We start from the raw sequence: 26,771 nt of genomic DNA on the forward strand, positions 1-26,771 counted from the left end.
AACCATGCTTCTCATCCGCTGCCCCTATTGCGAGGAAGAGCGCCCTGAGCTCGAATTCCGCAACGCCGGCGAGGCGCATATTGCGCGTTCTCCCAACATCGCCGGCGAGACCGACGACGACTTCGAAAAGTTCTTCTTCATCCGCTCCAACCCAAAAGGCATCATTTATGAGCGCTGGCGGCACATGCATGGCTGCGCGCGGTTCTTCAACGCCGTGCGCGACACCGTCAGCGACAGGTTCCTGATGACCTACAAGGCCGGCGAGCCGAAGCCGGCGAAGCTGCCGGGAGCCGCCAAATGAGCGTGACGTTCCGCATTGCCGGCGCTGGACGGCTCAAACAGGCAAAGATGGCTGGCTTCAGCTTCGACGGCCGCCCCTATACCGGCATCGAGGGCGACACGCTGGCTTCCGCACTGCTTGCCAATGGCGTCCATCTCGTCGGCCGCTCGTTCAAATACCACCGGCCGCGCGGCTTCCTGTCCGCCGGCGCGGAAGAGCCGAACGCACTGGTCGAAATCAAGCGCGATTCCGCCAGGAAGACACCAAATGTCCGCGCCACGGTGCAGGAGCTTTACGACGGGCTGACGGCACAGTCGCAGAACCGCTGGCCGTCGCTCGCTTTCGATATCGGTGCGGTCAGCAACATCGCCTCGCCGATGCTTTCGGCCGGCTTCTACTACAAGACCTTCATGTGGCCGAAGGCGGCGTGGAAAAACCTCTACGAGCCCAAGATCCGGGCCGCCGCCGGCCTTGGCGTCGCCCCCGACCAGCCGGACCCCGACCATTATTCGGCGCGCTTCGCCCATTGCGATGTGCTGGTGCTTGGCGGCGGTGCCGCGGGCATAGCCGCGGCATTGGCCGCGGCCGAGACCGGCGCGCGCGTCATCCTTGCCGACGAGCAGGCGGAATTCGGCGGCAGCCTGCGGTTCGAGAGCGGTGCCAGGATCGACGGCCAGGACGGTTTTGCCTGGGCGCAATCGGCAGTGGCCAAGCTTAAGGCCATGGACAATGTTCGCGTGCTGCCGCGCGCCACCGCTTTCGGCTATTACGCGCAGAATTTCGTCGGGCTGGTCGAGCGCGTCAGCGACCATCTGCAGAACCCCGGCCGCGACCTGCCGCGCGAGCGGCTGTGGCAGGTTCGCGCCAGGCGCGTCGTGCTGGCGACCGGCGCCATCGAGCGGCACATGGTGTTTGCCGACAACGACCGCCCCGGCATCATGCTGGCATCGGCGGCGCGCGCCTATCTCAACCATTATGGCGTCGCCGTCGGCAGGAATGTCGGGGTCTATACGGCGAACGATTCCGCCTATGCGGCGGCGATCGACCTGAAGAAGGCCGGTCTCAATGTGGCGGCCATCGTCGATCTGCGCGACAACCCGACCGGGCCGGTGATCGACGAGGCAAGGGCGCTCGGCATCGAGATCAATTTCGGCCGTGCGGTGATCCGCGCCGGCGGCAAATTGCGGGTGTCGTCGATGACGGTGCAGCCGAAGAACGGCGGCGGCGAGCGCACCATCCCGGTGGACGCCATCCTGATGTCGGCCGGCTGGACGCCGTCGGTGCATCTGTTCTCGCAATCGCGCGGCAAGGTTGCCTTCAACGACGAGACCAAGCGCTTCGTGCCCGGAACTTATGCGCAGGATTGCATCTCGGTCGGCGCCTGCAACGGCACCGACGGGCTGTCGGCGACCATCGACGAAGCCTATGCCGCCGGCGCCAAGGCGGCCAAGGATGCCGGTAGCAAGCCAGCCAAGAGCACCAAGCCGAAGGTTGATGCCGGCGAAAGCTGGTCGCGCGGCATGCTGGGTGCTGCGCCAGGCGCCGGAGCGGACACAACGGTGAAGGCGTTCGTCGATTTCCAGAACGACGTCACCGCCAAGGACATTCGCCAGGCGGTGCATGAGGGCATGCGCTCGATCGAGCACGTCAAACGCTTCACCACCAACGGCATGGCGACCGACCAGGGCAAGACCTCCAATATGCACGGCCTGGCGATTGCCGCCGATACGCTGGGCAAGCCGATCCCGCAGGTCGGCTTAACGACGTTCCGCGCGCCCTACACGCCGGTAACATTCGGCTCGATCGTCGGCCACGCGCGGGGTCCACTGTTCGACCCGACCCGCAAGACGGCGATCCATCCCTGGGCAGAGCGCCAAGGCGCGGTGTTCGAGGATGTCGGCCAGTGGAAGCGCGCCTGGTATTTTCCGAAGGCTGGCGAGGACATACATGCCGCCGTCGATCGCGAATGCGTCACGGTGCGCAAGACGGCCGGCCTGTTCGATGCCTCGACGCTGGGCAAGATCGAGGTGGTCGGGCCGGATGCGGCCAAATTCATGGAACTTCTCTACACCAATCCGTGGGAGAAGCTCGAGCCCGGCCGCTGCCGCTACGGCATCATGCTGCGCGAGGACGGTTTCATCTATGACGACGGTGTCGTCGGCAGGCTGGCGCCGGACCGTTTTCATGTGACAACGACGACCGGCGGTGCGCCGCGCGTCATGAACCATATGGAGGATTACCTCCAGACCGAGTTTCCGCATCTCAACGTCTGGCTGACCTCGATCACCGAGCAATGGGCGGTGATTGCCGTTCAGGGACCGAGCGCGCGGAAGATCATAGAACCCTTGGTCGAGGGCATCGACATGTCGGACGAGGCGCTGCCGCACATGTCGGTGCGCGAAGGCAAGATCTGCGGCGTGCCGACAAGGCTGTTCCGCATGTCGTTCAGCGGCGAGCGCGGCTTCGAGGTCAATGTGCCGGTCGATTACGGCGAGGCGGTCTGGGAAGCGCTATGGGTCGAGGGCCAGAAACACGGCGCTTGTGCCTACGGCACCGAGTCGATGCATGTGCTGCGCGCCGAAAAGGGCTACATCATCGTCGGCCAGGACACCGACGGCACCGTGACGCCGAACGATGCCGGGCTCGACTGGGCGGTCGGCAAGAAGAAGACCGACTTCGTCGGCATTCGCGGCATGGCGCGGCCGGACCTGGTCGCCAAAGGCCGCAAGCAGCTCGTCGGACTGAAGACCAGGGACCCGAAAGTGGTGCTGGAAGAGGGCGCCCAAATCGTCGATGACCCCAAGCAGGCGATCCCGATGAAGATGGTCGGTCATGTCACTTCGAGCTACTGGTCGGAAAATTGCGGCCGCTCCATCGCGCTGGCGCTGGTCGCCGGCGGCCGCGACCGCATGGGCGAGACGCTCTACGTACCGATGCCGAACGGGGTGGTCGAGGTGGAGGTCACCGGCATGGTGTTCTTCGACGAGAAGGGGGAGCGCCTCAATGGCTAAGGCCGCTTTGAAAACTGCCGCCGCCGGGCCGTCGGTCGAACGCCGTCCGGCGCTCGCCGGCCAATCGCTTTCCGCCACCGGTGTCACACTTGCCGGGCTGCCGCCGGCCGAGCGCATTTCGCTGCGCGCGCCGGACGCCTCGATCGCGGCACTCTCGAAAGCACTCGGCGTCGCCCTGCCGCAAAGGCCGAAAACCTCGGCGGCAAAGGCTGGACGCACGGCCTTGTGGCTCGGGCCGGACGAATGGCTGGTCATCGACGAGAGCGGCAAAGATCCGCTCGCCGATTGCGCCAAGATTTCCGTACCGCATTCGGCGGTCGGCATCTCGCATCGCAATGTCGCCATATCGGTCACCGGTCCGGCTGCTGCTGCGACGATCAATGCCGGCTGCCCGCAGGATCTGTCGCTCGACGCCTTTCCGGTCGGGGCGGCGTCGCGCACCATTCTTGGCAAGGTCGAGATCGTGCTGTTGCGCACTGCGGCCGACGCGTTCCGCGTCGAATGCTGGCGTTCCTTCTCCGACTATGTCTTTACTTTTCTGTCGGAGGCAGCGCGCGACGCGGCAGCATAGGAATGTTCGCCGCGCCTGACCGTTCTGCGACAGCGAGCCGAGGGAGAATGCCGATGCCGTCGAAACCCGCGCCGAAGGCGCCGGCTAAGACGCCGGCCGTGCGCTCTTTCGAAGACGAGCAGCGCACTGGAACGGATATTGAAGAGGAACTCGAGGAAGGACTCGAGGATACGTTTCCGGCCAGCGATCCGGTGTCGATCACCGGGACGGCGATTCCCGGCGCGCCGGCAAGACCCGGCAAGCCCAAAAACGTGGTGGGACAGAAGCGCAAGAAGTGATCTGCACGGCGTGATAAAGCAGGGCTGAGGCCGGCAAGAAGGGCGGCCGGAAATTCCTGCCGCCCGTTCGGTTTGTCACCGCGTACTATCGCCCGGTCGGCTCAGAAGCTGCTGGGCACGATCCACGGATCGATGCCGATGCCGAGCCTCGGACCCTTGCTGTCGGACGAGCCCTTGTGGGTCGCGGCACCCGCCTTTCAAGCGATCCGGTCGCGGCGCAATCGAGCTTAGCACCGGTCTTGCTGTCAACGCAGGCCGCTTCTTGCTTGGCTGGCTGACTGCTGCCGGCAAATGAAGCGCCTGAGAGCGCCAGCAGGGCGGCGAGCGCGAGGATTGCCTTCTTCATCGTCTGTCTCCGGTTCATCTACTGCATCTCGTACACGTACGACACTGCGTACAGATATGCCCAGGATTCACGGAGTTCAAGCGAAATCGTACATGTACGGAGAAATTGCGCGCAGGAATTGCCGAACGCTCGGCGCCGGAGCGCGGATCGTTCGGAGAAAGATTTTACAGATCGGGAGGAGCGCCGCTCCTCAGCAGTTGATCGGCGGGGTGAGCGGCGCAATCTCGTGTGCGGCGATGGCTTCGAGCATAATGTCGCCGACCCGCGTGATGAACGTCTTCTGGTCGCCGAACGGGTAGAACGGGAAGGTGATCAGCAGCGAGATGGCGCCGTGGCCGACCGCCCACAGCATGGTGGCGATGGCACGCGGATCGCCTTTGAGCCTACCGGCGGCAACGCAGGCTTCGACCCTGTCGATCAGCACTTTCATCGCCGGGTTGCCGCTCTCCATTTCCGCGAAGGTCTTGCCGGTCGGCGGCTTGACTTTTTCGGTCATGAAAACGGTGCGGTACTCGTTGGGATTTTCCAGCCCGAAGGCGGCGTATTCGACAAGCACAGCCTTGAGTGCCTCGATCGGGTCGTCGGCCGTATGATTTTCGATGCGCCTGGCCAAGGTCTCGAATGCGTCTTCGGCCAGCGCGAACAGGATGTCCTGCTTGTCGGCGAAATAGGAGTAGACCGACATCGGTGCATAGCCGACGCGCTTGGCCAGCTTCCGAATAGTGAGGCCGTCATAGCCTTCTTCCTGGACAAGTTTGTGGGCGGCGTCGACAAGCTCGGAACGCAGTTCGGCCTTTTGTTTTTCGCGGCGCTCCTGGACGCTTAGTTGCAATTTTTCGACTGCCTTATGACTGATGGCTGGGTAAGTCATATATACGCTGTACGGTGTCGGGCAAGGGCGGTGTGGAGCAGAGGCTTGACCTCACAAAACGATGTAACCCGGCAATAAAGCCGGCAACATTGGACTGTTACAGACAAAGGCTAATTCGCGGCTCTGCAAAAATTTCGTTTCGGGAGGCCGTTATGACCGGAACTGAGCTTTCGTCCGGTGTGCCGGACGTGGACCCGCTTTCCCATCGCGCCAGGATGGCGCTCAGGCGCGTCGTCATGGTTGCATGGCTGGCGATCGCGCTCGGCTTCGCCATGGAGGCTCTCATTCTGACCGTCAGATTTGCGGCAGGTTCCTACCCGGCGACGACGCAGATTCTGATCGAACTGGCGCAAGGCGTGACCTGGTCGTTCTTCGTCTGCGCCGGCGTCAGCCTCGGCACGGCGCTCGCGAAGGTGCGAGCCTCGCTCGGCGGCCTGATCGCCGCGATCTCGGCGCCGCTGGCCATGGGCATCGCCAAGGGCACGCAAAAGGTCATGGTCAGCGCGCTGGACGCGGCGGCAAAGCCGGCCATCCTCTCGCTCACGACGCTCGGTGTGCTGCGGGCGATCGAATACGGGCTGCTCGGCTGGATACTGGCGTCGCTGGCGTCGAAGGAAGAACCCCGTCCGCTCCATTTCGCGCTGGCAGGCGCCCTGATAGGCGCGGTATTCGGTGGCGGCATCACGGTGCTGACGATCGAGACGGCCGCGGCGAACGACGCTGCTCTCGCAATGCCACAGGCTATCGCAACCGGTCTCAACGAGATCGTGTTCCCAATCGGTTGCTCACTGGTCGTCTACATTGCGCTGCAGGTCAGCCGGCACATGAAGCTCATCGCCGCCGAAGCCAGATAGATTTGGGCCAGATAGATTTGGGGGTTGTCGGCCTGACGAGAGTCAAACCGCTTCCGGTTGGCGTTCGATCAGCGTCAGCGTCAGCCAGCGCGCAGTCAGCGCCGGTTTTTTCGAACCCTCGATCTCGATGGTCACGTCGTGCGCGGTCTGCACCCAGCCCGACGGCCTGACCTTGACGTCGGCCAGCACGAAGCGGGTGCGGATGCGCGAGCCGGTCTTCACCGGCGCCAGGAAGCGCAGCGAATCGAAGCCGTGATTGACGCCCATCTTGCTGTTTTCAAGCGGCGGCATGGTTTCGAAGGTCATCGCCGACAACAGCGAAAGCGACAGGAAGCCATGCGCGATGGTGCCGCCGAACGGCGTCTCGCGCCTGGCGCGCTCCGGATCGCAATGGATGAATTGATGGTCGTCGGTGGCGTCGGCGAACTGATCGATCATGCGCTGGGTGACCACCCGCCACGGCGACACGCCGACTTCCTTGCCGACGCTGGCCAGAAGCACATCGAGACTGATCGGTTCCACGCTGATGTCCTCCGTTTCGCCCGCCGGATGGCGAGCGGTCTCATTCCTTGAACAATGTCAGCCCGTGCTGCACCGACTGCCCGCCATCGATCGGCAGGATGGCGCCGGTGACATAGCCGCCGGCACGGCTGCACAAATAGAGCGTTGCGCCGGCAATGTCATCCGGTGCGCCGATGCGGCCGATCGGAACATGGTTGCCGACGTGCCTCGCCAGGTCCTCGGTGCCGGTGGCAAAGGCAGTCATCCGGCTCTGGAAAGGGCCGGGCGCAAAGGCGTTGACGGTAATGCGGCGGGCGGCGAACTCGATCGCCAGGATGCGAGTCAGATGGTGAACCGCGGCCTTCGAGGCCGAGTAGGAGTAAGCGTCGTCGGCCAGCGGCTGCGTGCCCATCACCGATCCAAGATTGATCACCCGGGCCGGGTCGGCGTCGCTGGCGGCGGCTTCGAGCAGAGGCAGCAATTCGCGCGTCAGATGGAAGACCGCGGTGACGTTGACGCCGAACACCTTGGCCCAGGCATGATAGGGGAAGCCTTCCAGCGGCGCGCCCCAGGAGATGCCGGCGTTGTTGACCAGGATGTGCAGCCGCTCGGTCCTAGTTTTGACCTCGTCGACGAGCGCCGCAATGCCGGCTTCGCTGGAGACATCGCCGGCGAAGCCCTCGGCCCGGCCGCATGCGCCAAGTCCGTTCAACTCGCCGGCTACCTTGACGCAGTCCTCGCCCTTGCGCGAGGCGATCATCACGGCGGCGCCGGCTTTGACCAGAGCAGTCGCTGCCATGCGGCCGATGCCGGTCGCGGCGCCGGTGACCAGCGCTGTCTTGCCGGCGACTGAGAACAGCTCGTCCAGATAGCTCATCGTACCCTCCGCGCAGTTCACCGCGCTTTTGACTAGTTGTTCAAGCGAGCGGCGTCACGTCGACAAGGCTAGCCGAACTACGATCATCCTTGCCACGGGTAAAATAGCTGGACCGAGGCGATGGTGCGCTTTGCGGCTGAAATGGTTAAGCCCGAACGGCAAGGCGTCCATTTGGGCGTGACATGGGTCGGATGAATGATGCAGCCGTCCCCCTATGCGAGCACCTTGGCTAGCGGTTCATTCGCGCGTGAAGCAAGTCGTCATTACTCCTCCGCCCAAGCCGCAGGCGGGTCTTGAGGAGTTGGGAGGTGGCCGAGCAGTGAGGCGGGACTGACGTTCGTATCGTGGACTATGCTTTCGGGGGAAAGCTATGGGTAAGAAACAACGCACCGTCCTGCTGGCAGCGGTTTTTGCGACTGTCTTTGGCGTCTTTATGCTGATCCTGATCCTGCAGATGATCAGTTTTTTAGTGGACTAGACCGAAGCGAAGAGCGTCTGTTTCCGAATGGGCTCTACCGCAGGCTTTCCAGTTCGCGGATGCGTTTGGCGCCGTCAGCCTCGAGCTGCCTTGTGACGGCGCCGATCAGCGCTTCGGCAACGACGAAAAGCGCAGCAGATGAATCCCAGGCCGACGGAACGGCGGTGCGTCCGGCGATGACATGGCGGGCGAAGCGGGCGATCGGCGATAGCCATTGGTCGGTAAAGAGCACGATCTGCACGCCACGCTGGTTGGCCGTCTCGGCGAAACGGACCAGGCTGTCCTGGTAGCGCCTGATGTCGAAGATCACCAGCACGTCGCGCTTGCCCATGTCGATCAGCCGGTCGCGCCAGACGCTTTCCTGTCCGCCGAGGTGAAAGACGTTGGGCTGGACGATGGCGAGGTGGGCGGCCATGTAGCGCGCCAGCGGGTCGGTGAAGCGGCCACCGATCAGGAATGTCTTGCCGCGCCGGTCGGCCAGCTTGGCGACGATGTCGGCAAGCTGCTTGTCGGAGAGATGTCGGAACGTCTCGCGCATATTGTCGAGCGTCGCCTCCAGCATCGGCGACACGGCACTGCCGCCCTGCGACGAGGAATTGAGCGTCCGTGACGCCGGCGACTGCAATTGCGCCGCCAGCTCGTCTTGCAGCGCCGACTGGAATTCCGGATAGTTCTGGAAGCCGAGCCGGGCGACGAAACGCAGGATCGTCGGCGACGACACGCCGGCCGCGGCCGAGAATTCGGCGACCGTCTTCAGCCCGATCAGCGGATAGCTGGCGATCAGCGTTTGCGCGGCGCGCCGTTCGCCGGCCGGCATCGTGCCGATGCGGTCGGAGATCAGTTCGGCAATGCTGGAAACCATGTTTTTCCCCACCCTGGCCGGGCCGTTACCGCGTTATCCAAATCGCGTTTGACAAAGCCGGCCAAACTGTATGAAATCATCCGCAGGGACGCAATGAGGCAAAATACGTAACATACGGTACAGAGCTCCCCGGGGACGGCAGACAATGGAGACAGCACGGCCCGCCAGCCTTGCATCGTCAAATTCCGTCAGGGTGACGAACCCCGGCGGATCAAGCCCCTTCGTGCTGACCTGCGATCACGCCTCCAATTTCCTGCCGCCGGAATTCGGAACGCTCGGCCTTGCCGCCGAGGATCTTTCCCGCCACATCGCCTGGGATCCCGGCGCCTTGCCGGTGGCGCGCCGCATGGCCGAGGCGCTCGATGCGACGCTGGTCGAAACCTGCATCTCGCGGCTTGTCATCGACTGCAACCGGCCGCTCGATGCGCCGGACCTGATACTGACGGTCAGCGCCAGCGAAAAAACCGTGGTCCCGGCCAACCAGGGACTTTCCGCCGACCAGCGAGAGGCGCGCATCGCGCTGGCGTGGCGGCCGTTTCACGAGCGGATCGCAACGATCATCGACGAGCGCCTGGCGGCCGGGCGCGAGACGCGGCTGGTCTCGATCCATTCCTTCACGCCGCTCTACAAGGGCATGAGCCGGCCCTGGCACATCGGCATCATCCATGACGAGGACCGCCGGCTGGCGGCGCCGCTGATTGCGGCGCTGAAGCCGCTTGCCGGCGTCACCGTCGGCGTCAACGAACCCTATTCGCCGGCCGACCGGGTCTATTTCACGCTGGAACGCCATGCGCGCTCACGCGGGCTGCCTTGCGCGATGATCGAAATCCGCAACGACGAGATCTCCGGCGCAGCCGGGCAGCGGAAATGGGCGGATATGCTCACCGGCATTTTTCTCAATCTGGAGCCCGAGGCGGCCAAGGGCTCCAGACCAAGCGCAGTCGGAAAGTCAGTTCAATCGGCCAGCTAAGAAACCAAAAGGGGACTTCAAAATGGTAGCACCGGGTTACAGCGAAGGTGACAAGAAGGAGGACCTGAAAGTTCTCCACGGAATGGGCTATGCTCAGGAACTGTCGCGAAGCATGAGCCGCTTCTCGAATTTCGCGATCTCGTTCTCGATCATCTGCATCCTCTCAGGCGGCATCAATTCCTTCGCGCAAGCGACATCGTCCATCGGTGGCGCGGGCGCTGGTATCGGCTGGATCGTCGGGTGCATGGTTTCGGGATTTTTCGCGCTCGCCATGGCCCAGATCGCCTCTGCATTTCCGACCGCGGGCGGCCTCTATCACTGGGCATCCATTCTAGGGAACCGGTTCACGGGCTGGCTCACCGCATGGCTCAACCTGCTCGGCCTGATCACCGTGCTCGGCGCGATCAACATCGGCACTGCGTTCTTCTTCGTCGGCACTTTCGGCGGAGCCTTCGGCATGACTGGTACGCCTGGTGAGATCGTCGGGTTTGTCGCGTTCATCACCGTGTTGCAGGCGCTGCTCAACCATTTCGGCATCAAATTGACGGCTATGTTGACGGACGCGTCCGGCTTCCTGATCCTGGCAACGACAGCCGTGCTGATCGTCGCCTGCCTGGTGTTTGCGCCAGCGATCGACATCACGCGGCTGTGGACGTTCACCAACTATTCGGGTGACGCGGGCGGCGGTGTTTTCCCGCAGTCCGATTCCATGACCTATCTCTTCCTGCTCTGCCTGCTGCTGCCGGTTTACACTATCACTGGCTATGACGCGTCGGCGCATACTTCGGAAGAAACGTTGAGGGCGGCGCACTCGGTTCCGCGGGCAATCGTTTCGTCCGTGCTCTGGTCGTCGCTGATCGGCTGGGTGATGCTGTGCGCGATCGTACTGGCGATTCCGGATCTGGCGGCCGGCGCCAAGCAGGGCTGGGGCGTGTTCTTCGCCACGATGGACGCGATCTTGCCGGCGTGGCTGAAGACACTGCTGTATCTGGCCATCCTGATCGCGCAGTTCCTCTGCGGTCTCGCGACAGTCACCTCTGCCTCGCGCATGCTTTTCGCCTTCTCGCGTGACGGTGGCATGCCGGTCGGCTCGGCCTCGCTAGCCAAGGTCAGCCCGGCCTGGCGCACGCCGGTCAATGCGATTTGGACGGCTGCGGTGCTCGAGATCATCTATGTCTTTCTTGCCCAGTTCATCTCGGTCGGTGGCACGAACATCTATACCATCGTCGTCAATTCGACATTGGTGTTCCTGTTCCTGTCCTTCATCATTCCGATCGTGCTCGGCATGATGGCTTTCGGAACGGCGAAATGGCCGAACCCCGGCCCATGGAATCTCGGCGCCGGCCTGTTCAAGTTGTTTTGCATACTGTCGGTCATCGGCATGGCGATCATCTTCTACATCGCCATCCAGCCGCCGAACGACAAAGTGCTCTATATCACCCTGGGCTTCATTGTGCTGACCGCGGTGCTTTGGTTCGGTTTCGAGAACCGCCGCTTCCAGGGTCCGCCCATTGGCGACCAGATCGCAAAGCGCCAGGCGGCGATCAAGGCAGCCGAGCTAGCCATAGGCGAAGCCGGCGCCTGACCCCCTCTCATGACCATGGCCGGCATTGGCGCCGGCCGTGGTTTCCTTTTCAAGTGACAAGCCCGAAACGACAAGCGCTGGAGTGCCGTAAGAATGGCCGGAAATTTCTCGTTCGATCAGTTGAAGCAAGCGGTCTCCAGCGGCGAGGTCGACACGGTGCTGGCCTGCATCGTCGACATGCAGGGGCGGCTCGCGGGAAAGCGGTTCCTGGCCCGGTATTTCGTCGATTCCGCGCATGACGAGACGCATGGCTGCAACTATCTCTTGGCCGCCGACATCGATATGGAACCGGTGCCCGGCTACAAGGCGGCGAGCTGGTCGAAAGGCTATGGCGATTTCGTCATGAAACCGGACCTTGCGACGCTGCGGCGTATCCCGTGGCTGGAGAACACGGCGCTCGTGATCTGCGACGTGCTCGACCACCATACTCATGACGACCTGGCGCATTCGCCGCGCGCCATGCTGAAGAAGCAGGTCAAGCGGCTGCAGGAACGCGGCTATATCGGCTATTTCGCTTCCGAGCTCGAATTCTATCTGTTCAGCGAAACCTATGATTCCGCCCGCAAGAAGCACTGGCAGGGCCTCGACACCGCATCGCCCTATATCGGCGACTACCAGATCGGCATCACCACCAAGGAAGAAGGCGTCATGCGCCGGCTGCGCAACGAGATGGAAGCGGCCGGCATCCCGATCGAGAATTCGAAGGGCGAGTGGGGTCCCGGCCAGGAAGAGATCAACGTGCGCTATGCCGAGGCGCTCGACATGGCCGACCGCCACGTCATCCTGAAGAACGGCGCCAAGGAAATCGCCGAGTCCGAAGGCAAGGCGATCTCGTTCATGGCCAAGTACAATTACGGGCTCGCCGGCAATTCCAGCCACATCCATAATTCGCTGTGGAGCGCCGACGGCAAGACGCCGTTGTTCTACGACAAGAATGCCGAGTGGACGCTGTCGACACTCGGCCAGCAATGGGCGGCGGGCCAGCTCAAATATGCCAAGGAATTCACCTGGTTCCTGGCGCCCTACATCAACTCCTACAAGCGCTTCCAGGCCGGCACGTTTGCGCCGACCAAGATCATGTGGAGCGAGGACAACCGCACCGCCGGTTTCCGTCTTTGCGGCGAGGGCACCAAGGGCATCCGCATGGAATGCCGCGTCGGCGGCGCCGATTTGAACCCCTATCTCGCTTTCGCCGCGCTGATCGCGGCCGGGCTTGCCGGCATCGATGAAAAGCTTGAACTGCAGAAGCCCTTCGTCGGCGACGCCTACCAGGCCTCGCAGCTGCCTGAAATTCCAAAGACATTGCGCGACGCCACCGCGACGCTGGCGGAATCGAAGATGCTGAGGCAGGCGCTCGGCGACGATGTGCTGGAACACTATGTCCACACGGCACACTGGGAACAGTTCGAATACGACCGCCGGATTACGGACTGGGAACTGCACAGGGGGTTCGAGCGGTATTGACGGCGTTGTACTTTATGCAATATCGTTGCGATTATTGCACCGCAACACCTGGGAGGCAGCGTTGCCCAAAGGTAGAGCCCACGTCGATAAGGCGTGGTTCATGAGTCGGATGAAGGAGCGCAAGCTCACGGTACGCAGCATGGCCAGCCGCATGAACATACACTACAGCGCCTTGTCGCGGACACTTAACGGTGAGCGGCGTATGCAGGTCGACGAGATACGCAAGATCGCTGAAATTCTCGACCGGCAGGAAAGCGAGATATTGATGCATCTCGGCAGTTCCAATGATGCGGCGAGGCTGTCGGAGGGTGGCCCCCGGTCTGGTTTCAGGGAGGAGCGAATGGATTTCAACAATGCGCCCGACATGACCGGCGAAGAATACGTCGTGCCGCCTCGGGGTGCCGATCCGTTGTTTGGATGCATGGCCGGGACGCTCACCCTGCTTCCGGATATCGATTACACCGCACCCGCCGATCCGGATTGGGGCAATGTCTATGACGACTGATGGAGTGCTGCTCGACACATGCTTCATGCTGTGGCTGTCAACGGAGCAGCCTGTCACGAGGACTGCGGTCGAGAAGGTGACCAGCGCGCGCAAAAATGGGAGCGTGATCGCCGTTTCCGTGATGTCCGCCTGGGAAATCGGCATGCTTGTCGCCAAGGGTCGATTGCCATTCATCAAGTCGCCGCTCGCATGGTTCGAACGGTTCGTGCAAACCGGGGCAGCGAGCGTCCAAGGGGTCGACAGTGAGCTTTTGGTCGAGTCTTCGTTCCTGCCCGGCGTCGTTCACAACGATCCGACGGACCGGATCATCATAGCCACGGCGCGTTCGAAAAACCTCGAGATCATCACCCGCGATCGCGCAATCCTTGCCTATGGCGCGGCCGGTTACGTCAAAACAGTGCCTTGTTGATTTGGAGACCTTCTTGGAAACCGTGAAAATAAAATCCCCCATCGACGGTTCGATCTATGCGGAACGGCCTCTGGCCACGGACCAGGCGATCGGTGCCGCGGTCGAGCGCGCCAGGGCGGCGCAAGAGAAATGGGCCGAGACGCCGGTCGTCGAACGCGGCAAATACATGCTTGCCATGCTGGAAGCGCTGGTCGTCATGACTGACGAGATCGTGCCGGAGATCGCCTGGCAGATGGGCCGGCCGGTGCGCTATGGCGGCGAGTTCGGCGGCGTCAGGGAACGCGTCAGCTACATGGTCGAGATCGCCGAGGCGGCACTGAAGCCGGTGATGGCCTCCAATCCCAAGGACGGCTTTCGCCGCTACGTGAAGAAGGTGCCGCTCGGCGTGGTCATGGTGATCGCACCGTGGAACTACCCCTATCTCACCGCCGTCAACACCATCGTCCCGGCGCTGATGGCGGGCAGCGCCGTCATCCTCAAACACGCGGCGCAGACATTGTTGGTCGGCGAACGTTTTCAGCAGGCGTTCGACAGAGCGGGCCTGCCCAAGGGCCTGTTCCAGAACCTCATCATGAACCATGCGCAGACCGAAAGGCTGCTCGGCTCGGGCAAGATCGACCACGTCAACTTCACCGGATCGGTCGCCGGCGGCCGCGCCATCGAAAAGGCGGCGGCGGGCACCTTCATGACGCTCGGCCTCGAGCTCGGCGGCAAGGATCCGGCCTATGTCCTGCCCGACGCCAAGATGGACCATGCCGTTGCCAATCTCGTCGACGGCGCCTTCTACAATTCCGGCCAATGCTGCTGCGGCATCGAGCGCGTCTATGTCCACGAGAAGGTCTACGACGAATTCGTCGAAGGCTTCATCGCCGAGACCAGGAACTACGTCGTCGGCAATCCGCTCGACCAGGCAACCACCATGGGGCCGATGGCGCAGGCGCGCTTCGCCGACCTGATCCGCGAGCAGAAGGCCGAGGCGATGCGCAAGGGCGCCGAGGCGCACATCAATATGAAGGTGACTAACGACAAAGAAGGTTCGCCCTATCTGGCGCCGGAAGTGCTGACCCAGGTCGATCACCAGATGAGCGTCATGCGCGAGGAAAGTTTTGGCCCGATCGTCGGCATCATGAAGGTGCACAACGACGAGGAGGCGATCGCGCTGATGAACGACAGCCCCTATGGGCTTACGGCCTCGATCTGGACGCGCGACGCCGAGCATGCGGCGGCGATCGGCGATCGCGTCGAGACCGGCACGGTGTTCATGAACCGCTGCGACTATCTCGATCCGGCACTGGTCTGGACCGGCGTCAAGGACACCGGCAAAGGCGCGGCGCTATCGGCCATCGGCTACGACAATCTGACCCGGCCGAAATCATACCATTTGCGCGAGGCGATTTAACTCGGTGGCGATCGGCAAGCATACGATCGCTTTTGTGGGGGAGTAATGGCGGATACGCAACAATCGGCCCTGCCAGATCGTGAAGGTCCCGAGGGTATCGGCGGATGGCTTGTCCTGCCGATGCTAGGGTTGATTCTCACGCCTATATTAGGGTTGGTACAAATGTATGATGCCGATTATCTCGGCATGGTACAGAACTGGCAAGCTTTCAGCCTTTCTCAAGGTGTGCTGCTTGTTGCCGAACTGGTGATATCCGGCATCCTAAGCCTTACAGTCCCGACCCTATTATTATTCTTCATGTTCAAGCGCTGGCAGATATTCCCCGGCTGGTACATGATTTGGGCAGTCGCGATGCCGGTATTCGCCATTCTCGATTTATGGGCCGTGTATCTAGCTTTTCCCGACGCCTTTCCGACGCTGGATGATGCGTTCGACGGAGAAACGATGCGCGACATTTACCGTTCGGTCTGGGCCGCAGCCATCTGGATTCCGTACATGATGCGGTCAGACCGTGTGGCCAATACCTTTGTGAACTAATGACATCCGAGAGCACGAAAGCAGTCAAGAAGGTCGAAATGACAAAACTCGTTTCCAAATGGAATTACCCGACGACCGTCCGCTTCGGCGCCGGACGCATCAAGGAGCTGCCGGAGGTGCTGGCGGCGACCGGCATCAAGCGGCCGCTGTTCGTCACCGATCCGGGACTGGCCAGGCTGCCGGTGGTGGCCTCGACGCTGAAGATCCTCGACGACGCCAAGGTGCCGTATGGCGTATTTTCCGAGGTCAAGCCGAACCCGGTGGATTCCAACCTGACCGCCGGCATTGCCGTGTTCAAGAAGGGCAAGCATGACGGCGTCATTGCCTTTGGCGGCGGCTCGGCGCTCGACCTCGGCAAGCTGATCGCCTTCCAGGCCGGGCAGACACGGCCGGTCTGGGATTTCGAGGATGTCGGCGACTGGTGGACACGCGCCGATGCCGATGCGATCGCGCCGATCATCGCCGTGCCGACCACGGCCGGCACCGGCTCGGAAGTCGGCCGCGCCGGCGTCATCACCAATGAAGCGACCCATACCAAGAAGGTCATCTTCCATCCAAAGCTTTTGCCGGCGATCGTCATTGCCGATCCGGAGCTGTCGGTCGGCATGCCGGGCTTCATCACCGCCGGCACCGGCATGGATGCGCTTGCCCATTGCCTCGAAGCCTATTGCGCGCCGGGCTATCACCCGATGGCCGACGGCATCGCCGTGGAAGGCATAAGGCTGGTCTTCGAAAACCTGCCGAAAGCCTATGCCAACGGCAAGGATCTGGTCGCCCGCGCTAACATGATGAGCGCCGCTGCCATGGGAGCGGCCGCCTTCCAGAAAGGGCTTGGCGCCATCCATTCGCTGTCGCATCCCATCGGCGCGCTCTACGACACCCACCATGGCATGACCAACGCCGTGTTCATGCCCTATGTGCTGGCCTTCAACCGCGAGGCGATCGAGCCGCGCATCGCCCGGCTTGCCGCCTATTGCGGCATCAAGGGCGGCTTCGACGGTTTTGCCAAGGCGATCATCAAGCTGCGCAAGGAGCTCAAGGTGCCGCATGCGCTGCCCAGCCTGATCAAGGGGCTCGACATGGACAAGAAACGCAAGGGCCTGATCGCCGACATGGCGGTGGTCGATCCGACCGCCGGCGGCAACCCGGTCAAGCTGACCAAAAAGGCGGCGCTGACGCTGCTCGAAAATGCCATCGCCGGCACCGTCTGAGACAATTTTCGCATCGGAAATCGACTTGGGAAAAGAGGCAAGGAAAGGGGGAAAGATGAAAGGCAAGATCGAAACTAGTTAGCCGGAAAAAGAATCGCGAAGCGATTGCTACAGCCGGTTAAAAAGAGTTTACTTTTTCATACTGCGGGGCATCGCTTTCACAAAGCTTTCATCTGGCTGTCACACGAAAACGATACCGCATCGCAGGCGTCCAACGGCGTCAGTTCAACGGAGAGAACACATGTTCAAATTCACGGGAAAACTGCTTTCCCTTTCGGCCGTCGCCCTGATGGCGACCTCTGCCACCTCGTCGGCCCAGTCCATGGATGAACTGGTCGCCGCAGCCAAAGCTGAAGGCCAGCTCACCACCATCGCGCTGCCCCATGACTGGTGCGGCTACGGCGCGGTCATCGACGGCTTCAAGGCGAAATATCCGGAAATCACAATCAACGAACTCAACCCCGATGCCGGCTCCGGCGACGAGGTCGAGGCGATCAAGGCCAACAAGGACAACAAGGGCCCGCAAGCGCCCGACGTCATCGACGTCGGCCTGAGCTTCGGCCCGACCGCAAAGAAGGATGGCCTGATCCAGGCCTATAAAGTATCAACCTGGGACTCGATCCCGGACAGCGCCAAGGATGCCCAAGGCTTTTGGACCGGCGACTATTACGGCGTGCTTTCGTTTCTGGTGAACAAGGACCTGGTCAAGGAAGCGCCGGCCGACTGGGCCGACCTACTGAAGCCGGAATTCGCCAATACCGTGGCGCTCGCCGGTGACCCGCGCGCCTCGAACCAGGCCATCCAGGCAGTCTATGCCGCCGGCCTTTCCGGCGGTGCGGCTGCCGGCGAAGCCGCCGGCACGGCTGGTCTCGACTTCTTCAAGAAGCTCAACGCCGCCGGCAATTTCGTGCCGGTCATCGGCAAGCCCGCGACGCTTGCCCAAGGCCAGACGCCAATCCTGGTGACCTGGGATTATAACGCGCTTGCCGGCCGTGATACGCTGAAGGGCAATCCGCCGGTCGACGTCGTCGTGCCGAAGACCGGTGTCGTCGCCGGCGTCTATGTTCAGGCGATCAGCGCCTACGCGCCGCACCCGAATGCTGCCAAGCTCTGGCTGGAATATCTCTATTCCGACGAAGGCCAGATCGGCTGGCTGAAGGGCTATTGTCACCCGATCCGCTTCAACGACCTCGCCAAGAATGGCAAGCTCCCGGCTGACGTGATGGCCAAGCTGCCGCCGGCCGAGTCCTATGCAGCCGCGGTGTTCCCGACGCTCGACGAGCAGGGCAAGGCCAAGGAAGCCATCACCAAGAACTGGGATGCCGTCGTCGGCGCCAACGTCAAGTAAGACTTGAGATCAGCCGGGCGGCTTAGATCGCCGCCCGGCATACCTCCAGGACGGTAGCCGGCGCATGACCGATATCTCGTTGTCCGATCACGCTGTTGCCGGGAAGACCGCGCCTCCTGCCGACGCCCGCAGCATGAGGCTGCCGACGCAATGGCTTGGCGTTGCGCCTTTCTTCATCTTCGCCATCATGTTCCTGATCCTGCCCACGCTCTATCTGATGCTGGGCGCATTCCGGAACGATGCCGGCGAATTCACTTTCGAAAACATAGCGGCCTTGGCGCAGCCGTCGATCGTTGCCGCCTACTGGATCTCAATCAAGGTCAGCCTCGCCTCGTCGCTGATCGGTGCTTTCGCGGGACTTGCCATTGCCATCGCCATCGTGCGCGGCGGGCTGCCGGAGTGGATACGCTCGGCGACACTGACCTTTTCCGGCGTGGCCTCCAATTTTGCCGGCGTGCCGCTGGCCTTCGCCTTTCTCGCGACGCTCGGCCGGCTCGGGCTCGCCACGGTGCTGCTCAACGTCTTGGTCGGCTTCAACATTTATGCCCATGGTTTCAACATCCTGTCGTTCTGGGGCCTGACGCTGACCTATGTCTATTTCCAGATCCCGCTGATGGTGGTGATCATCGTGCCGGCGATCGATGGGCTGAAGAAGGAATGGGGCGAAGCGGCGGCAACGCTTGGCGCGACCCAGGCGCAGTTCTGGCGCATGGTCGTCATTCCGGTGATCTGGCCAAGTTTCCTCGGCACCGTCATCCTCTTGTTCGCCAACGCCTTCGGTGCCATCGCCACCGCTTACGCTCTGACCGGCTCCTCGCTTAACATCGTCCCTATCCTGCTCTACGCGCAGATCCGCGGTGACGTGCTGCACAATGCCCATCTCGGCTACGCCATCGCCTTCGGCATGATCGTCATCACCGGGCTGGCCAATGTCTTCTACATCTGGTTCCGGACGCGCTCTGAGAGGTGGCTCAAATGAAGTCCGGCAGATTCTGGGCCTGGATCGTCTTCGCGCTGGGCGCGGCCTATTTCTTCATTCCGCTGATCGCGACCGTGGAATTCTCCATGCGCATGCGGCGCGGCGCGTATTCCTTCGATGCCTATCAGGTCGTGCTCGGCGATCCCCGCTTCCAGGCGACCTTCATCTATTCGGTGGTCGCCGCCATCTTCACCATCGTCCTTGGCGTGCTGGTGGTGGTGCCGGCGGCGTACTGGATTCGTCTGCGGCTGCCGCAGCTCAGGCCCGTCGTCGAGTTCATCACGCTGCTGCCGCTGGTCATTCCGGCCATCGTTATCGTCTTCGGCTACATCAGAATGTACGGGTCGAACTCACCGCTGCCGTTCCTGGCCAGCGAGACGGGAGCCAATGCCTTGCTGGTCATCGGTTATGCGACACTGGCGCTGCCCTATATGTATCGCGCCGTCGACACCGGGCTTCGCACAATCGACGTGCGGACACTGACTGAGGCGGCGCAGATCCTCGGCGCCGGCTGGGGCACGATCATCACTCGGGTCATCCTGCCCAACGTGCTGATCGCGGTGCTGTCGGGCGCCTTCCTGACCTTCGCCATCGTTATTGGTGAATTCACCATGGCCAGCCTGCTCAACCGGCCTGCCTTCGGACCCTATCTGCAGAACGTCGGCGCCAACCGCGCCTACGAGCCGGCGGCGCTTGCCATCATCGCCTTCGCCATCACCTGGGGCTGCATGTCGCTGATCCAGATCCTGTCGCGCTTCGCGCCGCGATCGGCGAACCGCCCGAACTGATCGAAAAGCCGAAAGAGAAAGCCATGGCCGAGCCATTCCTCTCCATCCAGCATGTGCAGAAATCCTTCGGCGCCACCACCGTGGTCCAGGATTTCAACCTCGACGTCGAGCCTGGCGAATTCGTCTCTTTCCTTGGGCCATCGGGCTGCGGCAAGACGACGGTGCTGCGCATGGTCGCCGGTTTCGAGGAGCCATCCGCCGGCAAGATCGTGGTGGCCGGCAAGGACATCACCCGGCTGAAGCCCAATCAGCGCAAGGTCGGCATGGTGTTCCAGGCCTATGCGCTGTTTCCGAACCTCACCGTGGCGCAGAATATCGGCTTCGGGCTGAAGGTCGCCGGCATGCCAAAGGCCGATGCCGACAGGCGCATTGCCGAAATGCTCGACATCATCAAGCTGCCGCAGATGGGCGACCGCTATCCCTACCAGCTTTCCGGCGGCCAGCAGCAGCGCATTGCGCTGGCGCGGGCGATTGCGCCGAAGCCGAAGCTGTTGCTGCTCGACGAGCCGCTGTCGGCGCTCGACGCCAAGGTGCGCGTGTCGCTGCGCGAGGAAATCCGCTCGATCCAGAAGAAGCTCGGCATCACCACCATCTTCGTCACCCACGACCAGGAAGAGGCGCTGTCGATTTCCGATCGTATCGCGGTGATGTATGGCGGCAAGGCCGAGCAGGTCGGCACGCCTTTCGAGATCTACAACCGGCCGGCAACCAAATTCGTCGCCAATTTCGTCGGCACGCTGAACGTGCTCGAAGGCACCGTCACCGACGCGGCTTCGGGCAAGGTTCGCGTCAATTCACAAGAGGTCTCGCTCAAGGGCAAGCTCAACGGCTCGAAGTCCGGCGACACGCTGTCGCTGGCGCTGCGGCCCGAGGCGATCTCGCTCGGCCGCCACCCCGGCCGCGACTCCAGCCTTTCGGGCGAAATCGCCGAGGTGCATTTCCTCGGCTCGGTCATCCGGGTTCGCGTCGGCATCGGCGGCAGCACGGTCTCGCTCGACACGTTCAACAGTCCGGCCACACCGCCGCCGGCCGTCGGCGAAAAGGCCGAGATCTCCTTCTCGTCGGGCGATATGCTGGTGCTGCATTAAGGGAAGAGTGAATGGTGAATAGTGAATAGTGAATGGAACAAGCGGAAGAATGCGCTTTACGTACTCAAACTCTTCTGAAGATAGCCATTCACCATTCACCATTCACCATTCACCATTCACCATTCCGCCGCTACGATAGGGCATGGCGCTTTTCGAACTGACCCTTGTTCTTCTCCTGGCTGCCGTTGCTTTGACGGCGGTGTCGCGGCGTCTGCAGATTCCCTATCCTTCGTTGCTGGCGCTGGCCGGCGCCGGCATCGCCTTCCTGCCGTTTGCACCGACCATCGAGATCGACCCGGAACTGGCGCTCGCTCTGTTCATCGCGCCGGTGCTGCTCGACGCGGCCTACGACACGTCACTGCGCGATCTCAACCGCTACAAGGTTTCGCTCATCCTGCTGGCGCTCGGCGCCGTCGTCTTCACCACCGTGACCGTGGCGTTGGTCGGCTGGACGATGGCAGGCCTGCCGCTTGCCGCGGCCATAGCTCTTGGGGCGATCGTGGCGCCGCCGGATGCCGTGGCAGCGGCGGCCGTGCTCGGACAATTCAAGGTGCCGTACCGCATTACCGCCATCCTGCAAGGCGAGAGCCTGCTCAATGATGCGACCGCGCTGCTGATCTACAGGATGTCGGTTTCCGCCGCCGCCGGCTCCATTCTGCTGAGCAGTGCCGTTCCGATGATCCTTCTGTCGACGGTCGGCAGCCTTGCAGCCGGCTATGTGCTCGGCCGGCTGTCTCACGCCATGCTCAGCCGCATCGACGACCCGGCGAGCGGCACCGTGGTGCAATTCGCCACGACGTTCGGCGTCTGGATCCTGGCCGACAAGATAGGACTTTCCGCGATCATCACGATCGTCGTCTATGCGATGACCATCGCCCGCACTGCGCCGCGCCGCATGCTGGCGAGAAACCGCATCAGCTCCTACTCGGTGTGGGAGACGGCGGTGTTCGTGCTCAATGTCCTGGCCTTCGTCCTGATGGGTCTGCAGGCGCGATCGATCGTCGGCAGGCTTGCCCAGCAAGGGCAGAACGAGGCGTTCGTCTTTGCCCTGGCTGTGCTGGCCGTCGTCATCGTCTCGCGGCTTGTCTGGGTGTTGGGCTGCGGTGCGGCGCTGAGACGGCTGGCACGCTCCGGCGATGAGGAGAGGCGCAAAGACGCCCCGACATTTCGCGGCGGTGTGCTCATCGGCTGGTGCGGCATGCGCGGCCTGGTGACGCTCGCGGCAGCATTCGCGCTACCTGCCGACTTTCCGGGCCGTGACCCGATCGTGCTCGCTGCTTTTACGGTCGTGCTCGGCACGTTGGTGCTGCAAGGCGTCAGCCTGAAGCCGTTGCTGCGCTTGCTCAATCTCGACCCCGACCAGACCGTCGACCGGGAGGTGGCGCAGGCGCGTGTCGCCGTCATGCAGGCCGCGCTGGACGTGCTCAGCGGCAAGACGTCGAGTGCCGCTGGGGCGGTGCGCGAACAATATGCCGCCCAGCGCGCGATCGCCGAAAATCCGGAGGATGCCCAGGCGGCGACCGAGTATGACAGGCTGCGCCTTTATGCCATCAAGAGCCAGCGCGATGCGCTGGAGCAGCTGCGCGTCGACGGAACGATCGGCGACGAGGCCTATCACCGCCTCGAGGAAGAGATCGACTGGTCGGAACTGGCTGCATCCCCACCCGGACGGTTCCAGCCGCTGACGACTTAGCGCGCCCTAAGCGCCGCTGGCCCAAGCCCGCTGCGTCTCGCTGCACATTGCAAGGCTGTCAGTGAACCGCTACTGCCACTAGGAAATTGAGCCGGATAAGCAATGAAGCTGGTCAGCTACAACATCCAATACGGCTTCGGCAGCGATGGCCGCTACGACCTAGCGCGCTGTGCCAATGTCGTCGCCGGCGCCGACATCATCGCCTTGCAGGAAGTCGAGCGCCACTGGCTGCGCAGCAACGAGGACGACCAGCCGGAACTTCTTTCGCAATTGCTGCCCGATTATTATTGGGTCTATGGGCCGGCCTTCGACATGGAAGCCAGCCAACGGCATGAAGGCCGCATCGTCAACCGGCGGCGGCAATTCGGCACCATGGTGCTGTCGAAGCTGCCGGTCGTCTGGTTGCGGCTGCACACGCTGCCGCTCAGGCGCACGCTGCGTCCGCTCAACACCCGCAATGCCGCACTCGAATGCATGATCAGCACCCCTGCCGGCCCGGTGCGGTTCTTCTCGCTGCATCTGGCGCATATCGCCGCCGAGGAGCGGCTTGAGCAGATCGACTACCTGCTCGCCGAGCATCGCCGCGCGCCGTCCGAAGGCGGCCCGTGGAGCGGCACCGACGATGAGCCGGCGCGCAACTGGAGCAATGGCGAGCCGGAGCCGGAAAACCCGCTGGCGGCGATCTGGATGGGCGACTTCAACATGGAGCCGGACAGCGCCGAATACCGGCGCATCGTCGGCAGCACGCCCTATCATCGTGGTGCCGCCTATCTCGACGGTTTCGTCGATGCCGCCGCCGTCGCCATCGAACCGACGTCGGATTTCCACACCCATGTGAAGACCATCGACGGCAGGCTGGCAAAGCGCCGGCTCGACCACTGCTTCGTCGGCGGCATTTTTGCCGGGCGCGTGCGCTCGGTCAGTGCCGATATTGGCGAAATCGCCTCCGACCATTTTCCGCTCAGGGTCGACATCGACCTGGAAACGCCGATCGCCGTCGGGACCGGCAGCGGATGAACCGGCGATGAGCCTATTTGTCTTTTTCGCGGTGCTTGCCGCCGCTTCCATGCATGCGATCTGGAACGCGCTGGTCAAGGTCCATCTCGACCGGTTCCTGTCGATCACCCTGATGACGCTCGGCATGGGCGCCGTGGCACTTGTGGCATTGCCTTTTGTCGAGGTGCCGAAGGCGGAGGTGTGGCCCTTTATCCTCGCCTCGGTGATCTTCCACATGGGCTACAGGACGTTCCTGATCGGCGCCTACAAGGCCGGCGATTTCGCCCAGACCTATCCGCTGGCGCGCGGCACCGCGCCGTTGCTGGCCGCTTTGGGAGGCATTGTGGTGGTTGCCGAAATGCCGGCGCCGCTCGCCATCGTCGGCATCGTTTTGTTGTCGGCGGGCACGCTGGTGCTGTCGTTTCGCGGCGGCGCACATCTGGAGAGATTGAACCTGCGCGCCGTCGGCTTCGCGCTGGGCACATCGATCTTCATCGCCAGCTACACGCTGTCGGACGGCAGTGGCGCGCGGCTCGCCGCCACCGCGTCGAGCTATGCGGCGTGGTTGTTCGTCTGCGATGCGCTGTGGGCGCTGGTGCTGTGCGTCATCTTTCGCGGCCCATACGCGTTGCCGGTGCTGGCGCGCGACTGGAGAGCGGGAGCCTATACCGGCGTACTCAGTGGCGCCGCCTACTGGATCGTGATGTGGGCGATGACCAAGGCGCCGATCGCCTCGGTGGCGTCGCTGCGCGAAACATCGATCCTGTTCGCCATGATGATCTCGGTGTTCGCGCTGGGCGAGAAGATGACGGGATGGCGAGGGGCGGCGGTGCTCAGCATCGTCGCCGGCGTGGTCGCGCTCAGGCTCGGGTAGTTACGCAATCTCCAGGTCGAACACCATCAGCCCGTCCGTGCCGCCTTGAAGCGCCGCGACCAGTCTTGCGCCGGCTTGCTGGTGCGCCTCATGCACGAGATAGGCGTCGCGCGCCGCGGCCTCGCGGAAATCGATGGTGAAGCCGTGCGTGAAGCCGCGGGCGAACGGTTCGGGACTGGCATTGGCGCTGAATTCGACCTTGCCCATGCCGTCGACCAGCCGCCGCAGCGCTTCGAGATCGGCATGGATCGCCGCGCGCTCGGCGTTAGCGACATCGTTGCGGAATCTGACGAAAACACAGTGCCTGATCATTCTTTGTCCCTCAATCAAAGTTCCGCAACATCCCTTGCACGGCCAGCCGACGCGGCGCTGTAGTTGCCTGAGAACACCGCCGGCGGCAGCGGCTCGCGGCCAAGGATCAGATCGGCGCCCTTTTCGCCGACCATGATCGTCGGCGCATTGGTGTTGGAGGAGGGGATGCGCGGCATCACCGAGGCGTCGCAGACGCGCAGGCCCTCGATACCAGGTAGCCTGAGATCCGGCGTCACCACGCTCATCGCATCGTAGCCCATGCGGCAGGTGCCGACCGGGTGGTGGTCGGTCTTGGAACTGCGGCAGGCGTAGTCGAACAGCTCGTCGCCGCTCTGCAGGTCGGATCCCGGCAGTACCTCGCGCAACACATAGGGCTGCAGCGCCTTCTGCCGCATGATCTCGCGCGCCAGCCTCAGCCCTTTGATCGACATGTCGCGGTCATAAGGATCGGACCAATAGTTCGGATCGATCAGCGGGCGGTCGGCCGGGTCGGCACTGTGCAGCCGCACCGTGCCGCGCGAGCGCGGACGCAGGAAGGCCGAGTTCAGTGTCACGCCCGGATTGTTCAGCTTCTCGACGCCGGCCTCAATGCCGGAGCCGAGGCCGAGATGCAACTGGATATCGGGAGAGGCGGCAGTCGGATCGGCGTACCAGAAGCCGCCGGTCTCAAACAGGCTGGAAGCCACCGGGCCTTTCTTCAGGAGCAGATATTGCAGGCCGGCCCACGCCGTCCAGTGCAGCTTGGCATAGTTGTCGTAGGTGTGGTCTCCGGTGCATTCGGCGATGACGAACAGGTCGAGGTGATCCTGCAGGTTGGAGCCGACACCGGGCAAATCGTGCACCGGTGTCACGCCGATCGACTTCAGATGGTCGGCCGGGCCGATGCCCGACTGCAGCAAAAGCTTCGGCGAGCCGATGGCGCCGGACGAGACGATCACCTCGCGTTCGGCGCGCAGGATCGCCAGCTGGCCGCCCGGCCTGTCGACGATCTCGACGCCGACGGCGCGGCCTTTGTCGATGACGATGCGCGTCACCAGCACGCCTGTCTTGACCGTCAGGTTCTTGCGTTCGCGGATCGGCCTGAGATAGGCGACCGAGGCCGAAGAGCGTTTTGCGTCCTTCTGCGTCAATTGGTAATAGCCGACACCCTCCTGGGTGGCGCCGTTGAAGTCGGGATTGAAGGGAATGCCCAGCTCCTGCCCGGCGCGGAAATAGGCCTCGCAGATCGGCAGCGGCGCGATCGGGTTTGACACGCCAAGCAGGCCCTGGTCGCCGTGAAAATCGTTGGCGTAACGTTGGTTGTTCTCGGCGCGCTTGAAGTAGGGCAGCACGTCGCGATAGCCCCAGCCGGCAAGGCCGTCTTCCTTTTCCCAGGCGTCGTAGTCGCGGGCGTTGCCGCGCGTGTAGATCTGGGCGTTGATCGATGAGCCGCCGCCGATCACCTTGGCCTGCGTGTACCGGAAGACGCGGTCCTGCATGTGCTTTTGCGGCACGGTCGACCAGCCCCAGGAGGCGATCCCCTTAGTCATCTTGGCAAAACCGGCCGGCATGTGGATCAGCGGATGCCAGTCCTTGCCGCCGGCTTCGAGCAGCAGCACCGAATTTGACGGATCTTCGCTCAGCCGGTTGGCAAGCACGCAGCCGGCCGGACCGGCGCCGACAATGATGTAGTCGGTCATGGCGT

General features: G+C 62.9%; 26 protein-coding genes. 20 read left to right on the top strand and 6 right to left on the bottom strand.

The features are described 5' to 3' along the window. Positions 1-4: 4 nt before the first annotated feature. From NKJ08_RS10805 to NKJ08_RS10820, 4 genes are read left to right on the top strand one after another with little or no spacing between them, the layout of a single operon-like run. Positions 5-301 (top strand): sarcosine oxidase subunit delta, encoded by a 297-nt coding sequence (locus NKJ08_RS10805; RefSeq protein WP_352781739.1) that lies wholly within the window; start codon positions 5-7, stop codon positions 299-301. Next, positions 298-3,291, top strand: coding sequence for a sarcosine oxidase subunit alpha (locus NKJ08_RS10810; protein WP_352781740.1), 2,994 nt, complete (start codon positions 298-300; stop codon positions 3,289-3,291). Before NKJ08_RS10805 ends, NKJ08_RS10810 begins: the two co-directional genes overlap by 4 nt. Next, entirely contained in the window at positions 3,284-3,862 is a 579-nt protein-coding gene (locus tag NKJ08_RS10815) for a sarcosine oxidase subunit gamma (RefSeq protein ID WP_352781741.1), read from the top strand. The genes NKJ08_RS10810 and NKJ08_RS10815 overlap by 8 nt, the downstream gene beginning before the upstream one ends. 53 nt (positions 3,863-3,915) lie before the next feature. Next, complete coding sequence (locus NKJ08_RS10820) at positions 3,916-4,140, top strand: hypothetical protein (protein ID WP_352524670.1); 225 nt, start codon at positions 3,916-3,918, stop codon at positions 4,138-4,140. Positions 4,141-4,676: 536 nt separating this feature from the next. Here the strand turns inward: NKJ08_RS10820 and NKJ08_RS10825 are convergent. Beyond that, the gene (locus NKJ08_RS10825; RefSeq protein WP_352781742.1) at positions 4,677-5,318 is read right to left on the bottom strand and encodes a TetR/AcrR family transcriptional regulator; all 642 of its coding nucleotides are present in this window, start codon (positions 5,316-5,318) and stop codon (positions 4,677-4,679) included. Positions 5,319-5,509: 191 nt separating this feature from the next. Here NKJ08_RS10825 and NKJ08_RS10830 point away from each other — a divergent pair, with 191 nt between their 5' ends. Next, positions 5,510-6,211 carry a hypothetical protein gene (locus NKJ08_RS10830; RefSeq protein ID WP_352781743.1) on the top strand — a complete coding sequence of 234 codons (702 nt, stop codon included), beginning with the start codon at positions 5,510-5,512 and terminating at the stop codon, positions 6,209-6,211. Positions 6,212-6,253: 42 nt separating this feature from the next. On the opposite strand, the gene NKJ08_RS10835 is transcribed toward NKJ08_RS10830, so the two are convergent. From NKJ08_RS10835 to NKJ08_RS10845, 3 genes are all read right to left on the bottom strand, one after another. After that, positions 6,254-6,733: a MaoC family dehydratase gene (locus NKJ08_RS10835; RefSeq protein WP_502896069.1), complete on the bottom strand. Its 480-nt coding sequence runs from the start codon at positions 6,731-6,733 to the stop codon at positions 6,254-6,256. A 40-nt stretch (positions 6,734-6,773) separates the two neighbouring features. Further along, the gene (locus NKJ08_RS10840) at positions 6,774-7,589 is read right to left on the bottom strand and encodes an SDR family oxidoreductase (protein ID WP_352781744.1); all 816 of its coding nucleotides are present in this window, start codon (positions 7,587-7,589) and stop codon (positions 6,774-6,776) included. Between the two features lie 512 nt (positions 7,590-8,101). Then, positions 8,102-8,929 (bottom strand): MurR/RpiR family transcriptional regulator, encoded by an 828-nt coding sequence (locus NKJ08_RS10845; RefSeq protein WP_352524665.1) that lies wholly within the window; start codon positions 8,927-8,929, stop codon positions 8,102-8,104. A 145-nt stretch (positions 8,930-9,074) separates the two neighbouring features. Between NKJ08_RS10845 and NKJ08_RS10850 the strand changes: the two genes are divergently transcribed. The 15 genes from NKJ08_RS10850 (at position 9,075) to NKJ08_RS10920 (ending at position 24,775) form a co-directional block, all read left to right on the top strand. After that, positions 9,075-9,899 (top strand): N-formylglutamate amidohydrolase, encoded by an 825-nt coding sequence (locus NKJ08_RS10850; RefSeq protein ID WP_352524664.1) that lies wholly within the window; start codon positions 9,075-9,077, stop codon positions 9,897-9,899. A 22-nt stretch (positions 9,900-9,921) separates the two neighbouring features. Continuing rightward, positions 9,922-11,484: an amino acid permease gene (locus tag NKJ08_RS10855; RefSeq protein ID WP_352524663.1), complete on the top strand. Its 1,563-nt coding sequence runs from the start codon at positions 9,922-9,924 to the stop codon at positions 11,482-11,484. 93 nt (positions 11,485-11,577) lie between these two features. Next, positions 11,578-12,948, top strand: a complete 1,371-nt coding sequence (locus tag NKJ08_RS10860; protein WP_352524662.1) for a glutamine synthetase family protein — start codon at positions 11,578-11,580, stop codon at positions 12,946-12,948. A 100-nt stretch (positions 12,949-13,048) separates the two neighbouring features. After that, positions 13,049-13,453 carry a helix-turn-helix domain-containing protein gene (locus NKJ08_RS10865; protein WP_352524661.1) on the top strand — a complete coding sequence of 135 codons (405 nt, stop codon included), beginning with the start codon at positions 13,049-13,051 and terminating at the stop codon, positions 13,451-13,453. Continuing rightward, complete coding sequence (locus NKJ08_RS10870) at positions 13,443-13,862, top strand: type II toxin-antitoxin system VapC family toxin (protein WP_352524660.1); 420 nt, start codon at positions 13,443-13,445, stop codon at positions 13,860-13,862. Before NKJ08_RS10865 ends, NKJ08_RS10870 begins: the two co-directional genes overlap by 11 nt. Next, positions 13,825-15,261 carry an aldehyde dehydrogenase family protein gene (locus NKJ08_RS10875; RefSeq protein WP_352781745.1) on the top strand — a complete coding sequence of 479 codons (1,437 nt, stop codon included), beginning with the start codon at positions 13,825-13,827 and terminating at the stop codon, positions 15,259-15,261. The genes NKJ08_RS10870 and NKJ08_RS10875 overlap by 38 nt, the downstream gene beginning before the upstream one ends. Before the next feature lie 45 nt (positions 15,262-15,306). Beyond that, on the top strand, positions 15,307-15,798 hold the full coding sequence (locus NKJ08_RS10880; protein WP_352524656.1) for a DUF2569 domain-containing protein: 492 nt from the start codon (positions 15,307-15,309) through the stop codon (positions 15,796-15,798). Between the two features lie 38 nt (positions 15,799-15,836). Continuing rightward, complete coding sequence (locus NKJ08_RS10885; protein ID WP_352454040.1) at positions 15,837-17,009, top strand: iron-containing alcohol dehydrogenase; 1,173 nt, start codon at positions 15,837-15,839, stop codon at positions 17,007-17,009. Positions 17,010-17,250: 241 nt separating this feature from the next. After that, positions 17,251-18,357: an ABC transporter substrate-binding protein gene (locus NKJ08_RS10890; protein ID WP_352781746.1), complete on the top strand. Its 1,107-nt coding sequence runs from the start codon at positions 17,251-17,253 to the stop codon at positions 18,355-18,357. 64 nt (positions 18,358-18,421) lie between these two features. Then, entirely contained in the window at positions 18,422-19,336 is a 915-nt protein-coding gene (locus NKJ08_RS10895; protein WP_023675356.1) for an ABC transporter permease, read from the top strand. Beyond that, a complete protein-coding gene (locus NKJ08_RS10900) occupies positions 19,333-20,124 on the top strand; it encodes an ABC transporter permease (RefSeq protein WP_023675357.1) in 792 nt (263 codons plus the stop codon). The genes NKJ08_RS10895 and NKJ08_RS10900 overlap by 4 nt, the downstream gene beginning before the upstream one ends. A 23-nt stretch (positions 20,125-20,147) precedes the next feature. Then, on the top strand, positions 20,148-21,212 hold the full coding sequence (locus tag NKJ08_RS10905; RefSeq protein WP_352781747.1) for an ABC transporter ATP-binding protein: 1,065 nt from the start codon (positions 20,148-20,150) through the stop codon (positions 21,210-21,212). A 142-nt stretch (positions 21,213-21,354) separates the two neighbouring features. Then, positions 21,355-22,905, top strand: coding sequence for a cation:proton antiporter (locus NKJ08_RS10910; RefSeq protein WP_352781748.1), 1,551 nt, complete (start codon positions 21,355-21,357; stop codon positions 22,903-22,905). Positions 22,906-23,007: 102 nt separating this feature from the next. Continuing rightward, complete coding sequence (locus NKJ08_RS10915; protein ID WP_352781749.1) at positions 23,008-23,922, top strand: endonuclease/exonuclease/phosphatase family protein; 915 nt, start codon at positions 23,008-23,010, stop codon at positions 23,920-23,922. A gap of 7 nt (positions 23,923-23,929) precedes the next feature. Further along, positions 23,930-24,775, top strand: coding sequence for an EamA family transporter (locus NKJ08_RS10920; protein ID WP_352781750.1), 846 nt, complete (start codon positions 23,930-23,932; stop codon positions 24,773-24,775). Here NKJ08_RS10920 and NKJ08_RS10925 read toward each other — a convergent pair whose 3' ends face one another. After that, positions 24,776-25,087: a Dabb family protein gene (locus NKJ08_RS10925; RefSeq protein ID WP_352781751.1), complete on the bottom strand. Its 312-nt coding sequence runs from the start codon at positions 25,085-25,087 to the stop codon at positions 24,776-24,778. It abuts the gene before it with no gap. A 14-nt stretch (positions 25,088-25,101) separates the two neighbouring features. Beyond that, complete coding sequence (locus NKJ08_RS10930; protein WP_352781752.1) at positions 25,102-26,766, bottom strand: GMC family oxidoreductase; 1,665 nt, start codon at positions 26,764-26,766, stop codon at positions 25,102-25,104. Between the last annotated feature and the right edge of the window lie 5 nt (positions 26,767-26,771).

The organism is Mesorhizobium sp. M0244 (assembly GCF_040321795.1).
Taxonomy (GTDB): domain Bacteria; phylum Pseudomonadota; class Alphaproteobacteria; order Rhizobiales; family Rhizobiaceae; genus Mesorhizobium.